This is a genomic window from Cellulophaga omnivescoria (assembly GCF_001999725.1).
Taxonomy (GTDB): Bacteria; Bacteroidota; Bacteroidia; order Flavobacteriales; family Flavobacteriaceae; genus Cellulophaga; species Cellulophaga omnivescoria.
This window is the reverse complement of sequence record NZ_MDDP01000023.1, coordinates 148,577-162,147: the sequence shown is the minus strand read 5'-3', so window position 1 is coordinate 162,147 and position 13,571 is coordinate 148,577. Positions and strand designations below refer to the sequence as shown.

Annotated in this window: 7 protein-coding genes; 3 read left to right on the top strand and 4 right to left on the bottom strand. The window is 32.5% G+C overall.

Features of this window, described 5'->3' with window-relative positions; all coding sequences use genetic code 11:
* Window positions 1–588: 588 nt before the first annotated feature.
* The 3 genes from mnmG to BFJ87_RS11385 are packed head-to-tail and all read right to left on the bottom strand — an operon-like array spanning window position 589 to window position 6,164.
* Window positions 589–2,457, bottom strand: coding sequence for a tRNA uridine-5-carboxymethylaminomethyl(34) synthesis enzyme MnmG (mnmG, locus tag BFJ87_RS11395; protein ID WP_077404421.1), 1,869 nt, complete (start codon window positions 2,455–2,457; stop codon window positions 589–591).
* A gap of 4 nt (window positions 2,458–2,461) precedes the next feature.
* Entirely contained in the window at window positions 2,462–2,881 is a 420-nt protein-coding gene (gene ybeY / locus BFJ87_RS11390; RefSeq protein ID WP_077404419.1) for an rRNA maturation RNase YbeY, read from the bottom strand.
* Window positions 2,874–6,164: a hypothetical protein gene (locus BFJ87_RS11385; protein ID WP_245799629.1), complete on the bottom strand. Its 3,291-nt coding sequence runs from the start codon at window positions 6,162–6,164 to the stop codon at window positions 2,874–2,876. The genes ybeY and BFJ87_RS11385 overlap by 8 nt, the downstream gene beginning before the upstream one ends.
* A gap of 315 nt (window positions 6,165–6,479) precedes the next feature.
* On the opposite strand from BFJ87_RS11385, the gene gltX reads away from it, so the two are divergent.
* Both gltX and BFJ87_RS11375 read left to right on the top strand, forming a co-directional pair.
* A complete protein-coding gene (gene gltX / locus BFJ87_RS11380) occupies window positions 6,480–7,991 on the top strand; it encodes a glutamate--tRNA ligase (RefSeq protein ID WP_077404413.1) in 1,512 nt (503 codons plus the stop codon).
* Window positions 7,992–8,138: 147 nt separating this feature from the next.
* Entirely contained in the window at window positions 8,139–9,095 is a 957-nt protein-coding gene (locus BFJ87_RS11375) for an SPFH domain-containing protein (RefSeq protein ID WP_077404409.1), read from the top strand.
* 278 nt (window positions 9,096–9,373) lie between these two features.
* Here the strand turns inward: BFJ87_RS11375 and BFJ87_RS11370 are convergent, their stop codons facing one another.
* The gene (locus tag BFJ87_RS11370; protein WP_077404406.1) at window positions 9,374–11,059 is read right to left on the bottom strand and encodes a glutamine--tRNA ligase/YqeY domain fusion protein; all 1,686 of its coding nucleotides are present in this window, start codon (window positions 11,057–11,059) and stop codon (window positions 9,374–9,376) included.
* A 252-nt stretch (window positions 11,060–11,311) separates the two neighbouring features.
* On the opposite strand from BFJ87_RS11370, the gene BFJ87_RS11365 reads away from it, so the two are divergent.
* Entirely contained in the window at window positions 11,312–13,567 is a 2,256-nt protein-coding gene (locus BFJ87_RS11365; protein WP_077404403.1) for a T9SS type B sorting domain-containing protein, read from the top strand.
* Window positions 13,568–13,571 lie beyond the last annotated feature (4 nt).

Below are 13,571 nucleotides of genomic sequence, written 5' to 3'. Positions count from 1 at the left end.
AGAATGCAATATAATGTGAGAATGAAGTTGTGTCGTGTACAAAAAAGAAGAAAACGATAGAGAATAACAAGAGTAAGATCGTCGGAATAGGCAGATGTGAATAAGCGACAGTAAAAATAAAACGTGAAATCAAAAAAAATAAAAACAGTGATAAAAAAATAGAAACAAAAATCTGAAATCAATTCTAAAAAGGAAGGTATAAAAATCAATATCAAAAAAAATAAAAAAGATGAAATTTGAAGTAAGGATTCTAAAACAATTTAGGTTCGAAATAATTAAAACTGAAAATTGAAAAACTCAAAAATTCAGAACACTTAAATTTTACAATTGATCTAAAAAAGGATAAAATATTTTCTAATTAACCCACAGCAAAAAAGTAAAATTATATGCTAAAAAAAACGACACGAGAGCATCAGAAATTTTTAAACAGAATTAAAATTAACTCTAAACAAACACACAATAAACAACACTAACCTACCGTTATAAAAACCACAGAAAAAGACAAACAAAAACATCTTTGTTAAAACAAAAAAACCCAATTGTTCCACGTGGAACAATTGGGTGAATCTTATATACTTTAAACTTAAATTACCTTCCCATAAACACAAGTAATACACTTATGTCACTTGGCGAAACGCCACTAATTCTGGAGGCTTGGGAGATAGTAACCGGTCTAATTGCCTCTAATTTTTCACGAGCTTCAAAAGACAAACTCTTAAGTTGTCGATAATCAAAACCTTCAGGAATTTTAATGTTTTCTAAACGCTGAAGCTTATCTGCATTGTTCTTTTCCTTGGCAATATAGCCTGCATATTTAACCTGAATTTCGGTCTGCTCCATTACTTCTCTATCTATATTTTGAGCCTCAATAAATTCTGAAACAGACTTTAATTTACGCATATGATCCATAGTTACATTAGGCCTAGAAAAGCTCTTAAACATCTTATGAGATTGTTTAACTGGGGTAGAATTTACTGACTCTAAAATAGGATTTATATCCTCTGGAACAACACTTGTTTCTCTAAAAAAGTTTACAAAAGCATCAGATTTTTTAAGCTTTTCTTCCATCCTTTTTAGTCTAGAATCTGATGCTAATCCAATTTTATGAGCCATTGGAGTAAGTCTAATATCAGCATTATCTTGCCTTAAAAGGGTCCTATATTCAGCCCTAGAAGTAAACATTCTGTATGGTTCTTCTGTACCTTTTGTAATTAAGTCGTCTATTAAAACACCTATATAAGCCTCATCTCTATTAAGAATAAATGCATCATTTTCATTCACTTTTTGGTGTGCATTTATACCCGCCATTAGACCCTGACTAGCGGCTTCTTCATACCCTGTTGTACCATTAATTTGACCAGCAAAATACAGGTTATTTACAAGCTTAGTTTCTAATGTATGCTTTAATTGTGTAGGTGGAAAATAGTCATATTCTATAGCGTAACCTGGTCTAAAAAACTTCACATTTTCAAAGCCAACAACAGAGCGTAAAGCTTTAAATTGTACGTCCTCTGGTAGCGAAGTTGAGAAGCCATTTACGTATACTTCTACCGTATCCCACCCCTCTGGTTCTACAAATAATTGGTGCTTATCTTTGTCTGCAAACCTATTAATTTTATCTTCAATAGAAGGGCAATAACGCGGTCCTAAACTCTTAATTCTGCCGTTAAACATAGGTGATCTATCAAACCCTTCACGTAATAAATCGTGCACTAAAGTACTTGTGTGAGTCATATAACAGTCCCTCTGATGAGCTAATGCATTGGTATTTGTATAGCTAAATTTTTCTGGAATTGCATCACCTGGTTGCACTATCATCTTAGAATAATCTAGCGATCTACCATCTACTCTTGGTGGTGTTCCAGTCTTCATTCTACCACTTTCAAAGCCTAACTCAACCAACTGTTCTGTAATACCAGTAGCGGCTTTTTCACCTGCTCTACCACCACCTAATTGGCGTTCTCCTATATGAATTAAACCATTTAAAAACGTACCATTTGTAAGCACAACAGACTTAGATCTGATCTCTATCCCTAAAGAAGTTCTAACTCCGCATACCTTATCACCTTCTATAATAAGGCCAGAAACCATCTCCTGATAGAAGTCACAATTAGGTGTTCTTTCTAATGCCAAACGCCATTCTTCAGCAAAACGCATACGGTCATTTTGCGTTCTAGGACTCCACATTGCAGGTCCTTTTGACTTGTTTAACATCTTAAATTGTATAGCAGATTTATCCGAAATAATACCACTATAACCACCTAAAGCGTCTATCTCACGTACAATTTGCCCCTTTGCAATTCCTCCCATTGCAGGGTTGCAAGACATTTGTCCTATGGTTTGAAGGTTCATTGTAACCAACAAAGTTTTAGAACCTAAATTAGCGGCAGCAGCAGCAGCTTCTGCGCCTGCGTGCCCGCCTCCTACTACAATAACATCGTATTCTTTATCAAACATAATCTTAATGTTCCACGTGGAACAATTTAATTTTTTCTTCTTCTTTACACCTCATTACCGCAGCTTCTTCGTTAGTCTTATCTTTAAAGCCACACAAATGAAGTATGCCATGAGCCATAACTCTTAATAATTCTTCATTAAAATTGACTTTAAAATCTGCTGCATTTTCTTTAACACGCTCAATAGATATGTAAATATCTGAGCTAATAACCGTCCCATCTGTATAATCAAACGTAATAATATCTGTATACGTATCATGATCTAAGTACTGCTGATTGATGTTTAACAGGTAAGCATCATCACAAAAAATGTAATTAATATCACCTACTAAATGGTCTTCAGAAGCTATTATCCTATTAATCCAATCGATATACTTGGTATTACCTTTCAGATTAAAATCTGTTTCATAATGAAAATCAATCATTGCTTTTAAAATATTTTTGCACTTTATTTTGATAAATTTGCTGCAAAGGTAGTGCTTGTCTATTTAAGATTTCTATTTCGTTACGATAATTCTCCAATGCCTCTGGCTTAGTCGTAATAGGATTACTAAACTTATTTTTTGCTTTATTAGCTTCTCTTGTACTTTTCTCCCCTTGTTTTAAAGCTGCATTTTCTAGCTTCAAAAGTTGATGTTGTATATTATTTGCTTTGGTTTGAGTTCTATTTGTTATACCATTTTCCAGTAAATCGTTCTCGAAATCTTCCATTTGTTGCAACAGTTTCTTGGCTAAATTCTTATCTTCTTTGGCAATCATATCATTTAATTGCTGTTCTAAAGCCTGTCTAATTTGCTGTTGTTCTTTGTAAATTTCATAAATTTCTTTTAGTTCTTCCTCAGATAAACCTTGTCCTGTAGAACCATTCTCACCATTTTGGGTTCCATTTTTACCCTTAGAATTCTTATTTTCCCCTTCACCATTAGCTCGATTTTTGCCATTATCACCTTCTTTTCCACTCTCTCCTTCGCCACCTTTGTCTCCAGATTTGCCTTTTTTACCATCAGCCCCTGGTTCCTTTACACCAGATTTTTGACCTTCACCAGGCTTTTTGCCATCAGAAGACTTGGAATCTCCTTGTTTACCCATTTTATCTTTTAAGCTATTTTGAGCTTTAATTATATCTGGCAATTGAAAACCTTGACCCTTTCCTTGACCTTGTCCAGCACCAGATTTCATACTCTGATTCATATTATCTAACAAATTAGCAAGAAAATCTGCCAAACTGTTTGATGAATTAAGTACATATTTTTGATTAGACTTAGCCAAATACGACCTATTTTCCGCTAATTGTTCTAATGATTTATCAATATTATAAAATACCTCTGTGATATCTTTAGTTACTTTTTCTGATATTTCAGCTTGTCTAAGAGACAAAGCAAAAAGGCTATCATCTACGTGCTCAAATAATGTACGTAATTCCTTTTGACGCTTAATTGTTGTTGAAAATTTAGTGACGTCATTATCTCTAGCGCTTAAATCCTCAAACAACTGTTCCTGTTTAAAAGAAAAAATAACAAGGTTTTCAAGAATTTGACGTAACATTTCAGCATCTTCCGTAATAGATTCTCCACTAGAACTAGATGAAGACTGCTGCATTTGAGAACTCATTTGTCTCATTTTATCAGCTGCAGATTTTTGTTTTTTTGCAGCTTTGTTACTGGCTTTACTATCAGATTTAGAAGAATTATCACTCCCCTGTTCCTTATTTAGCTCTTCTAAAGCATCATTCTGATCCTGTTTAACGGCGTCTTGTTTTGCTTTATTAGCCTTAATATCTAATGGTTTTTGTAATTTTTGATTGTCCTTTTCAAGCTCATCAAGTTCCTTAGTTAAATCTTCAAAGGCTTTGTTTAATTTTTCCTGCTCCTCTTTTTCAAAATTTTGGTCCTGTTTAAGCTCTGATAGTACCTCTTGTTTCTCTGCAAGTTTCTCTAAATCTTGTGCTAATTGGGCCAATTTTTCTGTAACATAATATTTTTTTGTGAGCTCTAAAAGCTGTTCTAGGTTACGCTCACTATTTTTTTGGCTCTTACCAAGTTCTTCCAAACGCTTACTAAGCTCTTCTTTATTTATTTTATCAGCAACTTTATTTAACTCTTCAAGCAATTTTTGATTCTTTTTTGCTTCCTGCTCCTGACGTTGTAGTCTTTCTTGCAGTAATTTATTCTGTTTATTGTCTGTATCACTCTTTTGTAAATTCTCCTTTAACTGCTTACTAAATTTTTCCATCATCTGCTCCTGCTGTTGTTGCTTTTGCAGATAGTCTTTAACCTCAGACTGTTCGGTATAATTTAATGAAGATTTCTCTTTTTGCCTATTATTTAGCTCTTGCAGTTTTTCTTTCTGTTCTTTAAAATTATCTAAAGAATTGTCCAAGTTATCCAAAAGCTGTTGTTGTTGTTCTAAATCGTTGTTTTTAAGAGCATCAGCATCTAGTAATACAGTACTAAAAACCTGACTTTTAGATGTTTTGCCATTATGTATAGCGTCATTATCTGTAGCAGAAAAATAAAAACTATAGTTAATAGTAGGCTCTAATTTAAGGCCAGATGGGAATGTGTAATAAAACTGAGCAACATTGTTATTGGGATTAGAAATAGTCACTATTTGTTTATCTTTAGCATTATTAGTAGGATAACAAACTAATTTAATACTCATCAGTTTATAATCATCAGAAGCAACACCGGAATAGTATAAAATATTTGGATTTAAACTATCCTTTACTTGACTAACCTGCAAATTAGGACTAGCATCTTTTACTACTGTGAATTTATAACCTAACTTTTCATAATTAGAAACATTGTTATTTGATGTATTAATTACATAATCTGTACTATTATAAATTCTTTTTGAGAAAGAAAAAGAATTATCCATCTTATTAAATCTCAAAATAGTATCATTTAAACCCAAGGAAATGGTACTAATATGGTCGCCTTTTATGTTCCAGCTAACTTTAGTTCCTTCTGGAAAAACCGCATTACCAGTGCTTTGTATTGTTTCTGGTAGTTTATTGGTATAAAAAGGATAAACCAATTTCATACTAAAATCTTCTAAAAAAGGTACGTCTAAAACAGAAAGATTATATTGTTTTGAGGTTATGTTATTGGCTAAAAAGTAAAAAGAAATGCTTTTATCAGGAGAAACAAAAGTATACTCATAAAATCCATTGTTCTCTTGCAAAAGAAATTCAGTGCCACTAACAACTATAGCAACATTTTCTGGTTTAATTTTACCTTTGGTAGTAACTTTTAAGGTTAAACTCTCTCCTCTTAAAACAGTTAACTTGTTATTAATGAGATTAAAAGAAAAAGGTGCAGGTTTTTCATAAGCCATTTGGTAATTAACAACCCTATCATATGAGCCCAAAAAAGAACTAATGTTTCCTGTAATCCATACAACCAAAAATACAGCAAGGGGTAAAAGCAAATACTTAACGTATTTAAAATTTTCAGAAAAATTTATTGCTTTAGCGAAAGGAACAGCATCTAACTTTTTAGAACGTTGTTCTATACTAGCCAATAAAAGCTCAGATGTTTGTTGGTTATCTGCTAAATCTAACAAATTATACAACTTATCTCCTACCTCAGGAAAATGTTTACCTATTAACATAGCTGCATCCTTATTAGATATTCCTTTTTTAAGTTGAAATAAATAAAAAAGAGGTGTTAAAATATAAGCATATAAAAGGTAAAAAGTAATTGCCAAAAGGGTTAAAAGTAACAACAATCTACCTGTAGAATTAAACCATAAAAGGTACTCAAGCCCTAATATTACTAATAAAGTCAGCAATCCAAAACTAATAAAAAGGAGTAATCCTTTAAGTAACTTTTGGGTATAAAACCTTTTAGTAAAGGCCCTTAATTTTTGTAAAATATGGTCTAAACTATTCAAAATCTGTGATATTTAATACCAAGATACCCACAGTTTAAGAAAAACATAGAAAAAAATTGTTAAAAAGTGAGTATAACACTTTAATAGGACAAATAACTAACTGTATCTTTGTAGTAATAAATATATATTATGAGTTCTAAAGTAAGAGTACGTTTTGCTCCAAGTCCTACCGGACCGTTACATATTGGTGGTGTGCGCACTGCCCTATTTAACTACCTTTTTGCTAAAAAAAATGGTGGAGATTTTATTCTGAGAATAGAAGACACAGATCAAAATAGATATGTAGAAGGTGCTGAGCAATATATAATTGACAGTTTAAACTGGTGTGGAATTGGTTTTGATGAAGGTCCTGGAAAGGAAGGAAAATTTGGTCCGTATAGACAAAGCGAACGTAAACATTTATACAAAGAATATGCAGATAAGCTAATTGCAAATGGTAAAGCATATTATGCTTTTGATACTGCAGAAAGTTTAGATGAACATAGAAAAAGCCATGAAGCTAATGGCAAAACTTTTATTTACAACTGGCATAATCGCTTAAAATTAAACAACTCATTAGCACTAAGTAAGCAAGAAGTAGATGCCAAATTAGCTAGTAATGAGCCGTTTGTAATACGTTTTAAAACTCCTGAAAACGAGAAATTAGAACTGACAGATATAATACGTGGTACTATGCATATAGATACTAATGTGTTAGATGATAAAGTATTGTTTAAAAGTGATGGAATGCCAACATATCATTTAGCAAATATTGTTGATGACCATTTAATGGAAATTTCACATGTTATACGTGGTGAAGAATGGTTACCGTCTTTAGCATTACACCAACAATTGTATGATGCTTTTGGTTGGCAAGCTCCAGAATTTGCCCATTTACCATTAATAATGAAGCCTGTAGGTAAAGGTAAATTAAGCAAAAGAGATGGTGAAAAGCTTGGGTTTCCTGTGTTTCCGCTATCATGGAAAGAGTCTACTGGTTATAAAGAAGAAGGCTATTTTCCAGAAGCAGTAGTAAACTTTTTAGCATTACTTGGCTGGAATCCAGGTACTGAGCAAGAATTGTTTAGTTTAGAACAATTAATAAATGAATTTTCTTTAGAAAGAGTAAATAAATCTGGCGCTAGGTTTGATCCAGATAAAACCAAATGGTATAATACACAATACTTACAAGCAAAAGACAATGCAGAAATTGCAACATTATTAATGCCGACTGTTTTAAGTCACGTACAAGAAACACATCCTTTAGCTAAACAAGAAATTGTAACCAAATTGGTAAGTTTACTAAAAGAGAGAGCTACTTTTGTAAAAGATATATGGAATTTAGCAAACTATTTTTACATTGCTCCAAAAGAATATGCTTCAAAAGCTGTTAAAAAACAGTGGAAAGAAGAAACTCCAGTAATTTTAAACCAATTAGTATCTATATTAGAATCAATAACAGACTTTAGCTCTAACAATACAGAAACAATTGTAAAAGAGTGGATTACAGATAAGGAATTATCTTTTGGTAAAGTAATGCCTCCTTTTAGATTGGTTTTGGTTGGTGATATGAAAGGACCACACGTTTTTGATATTGTAGAATTACTAGGAAAAGAAGAAACTATTAAAAGAATAAAAAATGCTATTGAAAGATTAGCATAAATTACATAACATTTACTAAAAGCTACAAATGTAATTATGCATTTGTAGCTTTTTTTTTATAAAAATGTAACATAAGCCCTATTTTAGTTACATATATATGTACAGTATTTGTACATTTAAAACATAAACCTAAAAACCTTAAAAATTATGGGAAGTTATTTATTAATACCACTAATAGTATTTGTAGTATTTGTAATATTTTCAGCTGCATTTGTAGTTAAACAGCAAACAGCAGCTATTATTGAAACATTTGGAAAATTTAGTAGTATTAGACAATCTGGTCTACAATTTAAAATACCTTTTATGCAACGTATTGCTGGTAGATTAAGCTTAAAAATTCAGCAATTAGATGTAATTATTGAAACAAAAACTTTGGATGATGTTTTTGTAAGACTAAAAGTTTCTGTACAATACAAAGTTATAAAAGATAAAGTATATGACGCTTTTTATAAATTAGATTATCCTCATGATCAAATAACATCTTACGTTTTTGATGTAGTACGTGCAGAAGTACCAAAAATGAAATTGGACGATGTTTTTGTTAAAAAAGATGATATTGCCCTTGCAGTAAAAGCAGAACTTAATGATGCAATGTTAGATTATGGTTTTGATATAATTAAAACCTTAGTAACTGATATTGACCCAGATGCGCAGGTAAAACAAGCAATGAACCGTATTAACGCGTCTGAAAGAGAGAAGATTGCAGCACAATTTGAAGGTGATGCAGCACGTATTTTAATAGTAGAAAAAGCAAAAGCTGAAGCAGAAAGTAAGCGTTTACAAGGACAAGGTATTGCAGATCAACGAAGAGAAATTGCACGTGGATTAGAAGAATCTGTAGAAGTACTTAACAAAGTGGGTATAAATTCTCAAGAAGCTTCTGCCCTAATTGTTGTTACCCAACATTATGACACGTTACAATCTATAGGTGAAGAAACTAATACTAATTTAATATTATTACCAAACTCTCCACAAGCTGGTAGTGATATGTTAAATAATATGGTTGCATCATTTACAGCTAGTAATATGATTGGCGAGTCTATGAAAAAAAATGCACCAAAAAATGAACAGACTAAAAAACTAGACAAACCAAAAAATGAATAAAACCAAATTATTATAAAAATTAGAAAATCCGATAGAAATATAAATTTCTATCGGATTTTTTTATACTTATAAAATTTTACAAAAAATTAAAAAGCAAAACTTGGTAAAAAAGGAACTTTTAATACAAAAAACTATTTAAATCAGCTTACACAGCATTATATTAAACTACCCTTATAATGACATTAAGTATTTTTAAAAAACGCTTAGAACTCACTAAAAAAAGCCTTTTTTAATAAGAAATAGTAATTGTTTTTAAGTTAACATCAATAAAACTTATACTAACTTTTTTGCTGAATTTTTGCCCATGAATCTCTTAAACCAACAGTTTTATTAAAAACTAAATTTTCAGGTGTGCTATCTGTATCAATATTAAAATAACCCATTCTTTGAAACTGAAAAAGATCTCCAATTTTAGCTTCTTTTAAACTCGGTTCAACAAAACCTTTAATTACTTGTAAAGAATCTGGATTTATAAACTCCATAAAATCTTTATCTTTATGCGTATCCGGACTCTCATCTGTAAATAACCTATCATATAACCTAATTTCAGATTCTATAGCATGTTTAACAGACACCCAATGTAAAGTACCTTTTATTTTACGTAAACTTTCTTCGGTACCACTACCACTTTTACTTAAAGTATCATACGTACATTGAATTTCAATAATATTCCCATCGGTATCTTTTGTGCAAGATTCCGCCTTTATAATATAAGCTCCTTTTAAACGCACTTCTTTACCAAGCTTTAACCTAAAGAATTTTTTATTAGCCTCTTCCCTAAAATCCTCCTTTTCTATATAAATTTCTCTCGAAAAAGGAATTTGTCTGTTACCAGAAGCAGGATCTTCAGGGTTATTTTCTACCTCCAACCATTCTTCTTGATCTTCTGGGTAATTAGTTATAACAACTTTTACAGGATCTAAAACACCCATTACTCTAGGTGCAATTTTATTTAAATGTTCACGAACATGAAACTCTAATAATGATACATCAATGAGATTTTCTCTTTTGGCAATACCAATAGTATCTGCAAAATTACGAATAGACTCTGGTGTATAACCCCTTCTACGCATACCAGAAATGGTAGGCATTCTAGGATCATCCCATGATTTAACAACACCCTCCTCTACCAATTTAAGCAACTTTCTTTTACTTACAACGGTATGGCTAAGGTTACGTCTGGCAAACTCTCTTTGTTTTGGTCTTGTTTTAGATTCATCATACACTTGGTCTAAAAACCAGTCATACAATTCTCTGTGCATAGCAAACTCTAACGTACAAAAAGAATGAGAAACTTGCTCTAAATAATCACTTTCACCGTGCGTCCAATCATACATAGGATAAATACACCAATCGGTATTTGTTCTGTGATGTGCCTTGTGTAATATACGGTACATAATAGGGTCTCTCATAAGCATGTTAGAGGAACTCATATCTATTTTAGCCCGTAAAACGTGTTCACCTTCTTTAAATTCGCCATTTTTCATACGCTGAAAAAGATCCAAATTTTCTTCAACAGATCTGTTTCTAAAAGGACTAGCAACACCAGGTGTTGTAGGCGTACCTTTTTGTTCTGCCATAGCTTCAGAAGTTTGGCTGTCTACATAAGCTTTATTTTCCTTTATAAGAAAAATTGCCCAATCATACAACTTTTGGAAATAATCTGAAGCAAAGCATTCATGCTCCCATTTATAGCCTAACCAAGAGACATCTTTCTTAATTGCGTCTACGTACTCTTGTTCTTCTTTCGCCGGATTTGTATCGTCAAAACGCAGATTCACAGGTGCATTGTATCGTAAACCTAACCCAAAATTTAAGCAAATAGAACTAGCGTGTCCTATATGTAAATAACCATTAGGTTCAGGTGGGAAACGAAAACGTAAATCCTCTTTTGAGAAACCATTTTTCAGGTCTTCCTCGATAATGTGCTCTATAAAATTTAATGATTTTTCGCCTTCATTCATAGGATAAAATTAAGCTGTAAAGGTACAAAATTAGATTAATTATAGGCCTTAAAAAATCGGTCACCATACAATAAAGCCATTTTCACAACATATTTAAATACTACTACAACAATAAATTTATGAACAAGTTATAAACAACCATATTTGTTTAAGCAAATTTCGCACACGCGTTAAAATGTTTGCAAAATTTTAAACGTTTAATCTAACTAACTATGTCCCCAGACAATAAATAGTTACAAAAAAAATCATCTCATGAGAACAACACCTACTACAGCTCTTTTGGTACTTTTATTGTTATTTAGCTACTCGCTAACAACAACAGCCCAAATCTTAAATGCTCCCGAACCAATTGCCGATCCAAGTGGTGGCGGTACAAGCGGATGGACTGCCGCATGTGCATCTTCCGGATTTAACTCTTACTGGGTAAACTTTACCTGGATTAATGCACCTGCTGTAAACAGCGACAACAAATTTATATTAGAATTATCTGACTCAAATGGCAACTTTGGTAGTCCCGTAGCTCTTGCCACTTTAGATGATAAAAATTCTAATTACGATTTCAATATTCAATTTGCTTTACCTACAGACACTAGAGGAGAAAATTACAAAATACGAGTAAAGAGTACAAGTCCAGAAAAAGTGAGTCCTGTTGCCGGCCCTTATTCTATGTACTATGTAGACTTTAACTCACCAATATTAATGAGTCAAGATGGTAACGGTAATATACCATCTGGTGGTACTATAGAAGTTTGCGACGGTACAGCAATCACCATGGCACCACACAACGTACCAAATGCAAGTACTTACAAATACAATTGGTATAAAAGTGGAACTTTATTATCTGAAAAAGGTCCATCATTAACTACAACAGAAGCAGGTATGTATTCTGTACAGATAGATTATGGAACAATATGTTCTGGATCTGCAAGTACAGACTCAAATATTATAGAAGTAACAACAGGCACAAGTTTAGGAGTTGCATTAAATACACCGTCTAAAACTAGTCTTTGTTCTACAGAAACAGAAACACTTACTGCAAACATATCTGGCCAAGGCTTAACGTATGTTTGGTATAAGGATGATGTTGCTATTACATCACCAACTGTAGATAACCATACATACACAGTAGATGGCGCTACTGCAGGTTTTGAAGGTAACTATGCAGTAGAAATAAGTGGCCCAGGAGCTTGTTTAGAGCGTTCTGCAGCTATTTCTATAACAACTGCATCTAATGTTACATTAACAAGAGATAATGAAGCTAACCTTGTTATTTTACCAACTAAAACTAAAACATTACAAGTAACTAGTAGCAGTACAGCTGTAACTTATGCTTGGTACAAAGATGGAGTAGTACTTAGTGGAGAGACTACAAATACATTAGTGGTAAATAGTGCTGGTGAATACTTTGCTCGTATTGCAGATAATGGTGGTAGCTGTCCTTTTACAATAGATTCTGATAAAACAACAGTAGTAAGTCCGGCTTCTTTTAACATAGCAATAGATTATACAGCGGCTTACACAGACTGCCAAAACACAACAACAACATTAGATGTAAAAACAATTGAAGCCGTTGCCGCAGATGGTACAAAGACAGATGTTACAGCAGATCTTAAAAATGAATTTACATACCAATGGAAAAAAGATGGTGTAGCAATTTCTGGCGAAACCAACAATGCCATTGCACTATCAGATATTACTGCAAACGGAGATTATACTTTAAATGCAAGCATAAGTGGTTACAGCGCTACAGATTCTAACACTTTAGGCGTTATATTATTAACATCAGAAACCGTGGCTATTACAGCAAGTACTACTACTTTTTGTAATCCAAGCAATCCGGTAGTATTAAGTACAACAACAGCATTAGCCGGTGAAACCTTTACTTGGTACAAAGATGGTGTTAGTTATAATAATACAGATGAAACTTTAAGCAGTACAGAAACAGGAACATTTGTTCTAGAAGTACTAAAAAATGGCTGTCCGTTACGTTCTAACGAAGTTGTTATTTCTCCTTTAAACGAAGATTTAATTACGCTAGACAGCGCAGACCCAGTTATTCTTATAGAAGGACAAACTAAAACAATATCTGCAAACGGTGGTACAAGTTACCAGTGGTTAGATGCAGCTAATGTAGAATTAAGCACAAGCTCATCTGTAACAATTACGGCAGAAGGGACTTATACGCTTATAGCAAAGATAGATGACTGTGAAATTATTAAACAATTTACAGTTGAATACAAAGATACTTTTAACGTTCCTAACGTAGTAACACCTAACGGTGACGGTAAAAATGACCTTTGGGTATTACCTAACTCTTACTCTAACAACCCTAATGCAACTGTTATTATTTACAACAGTAACGGTGAGGAAATTTTAAATGAAAAAGGTTATAAAAACAATTGGCCTACTTCAACAATGAGTTTTCCTAAGCAAAATATGGTGTTTTATTATAAGATTTTAGATGATAAAGGTGGTCAAAAACAAGGGACTATAACAATTATAAGATAATTTA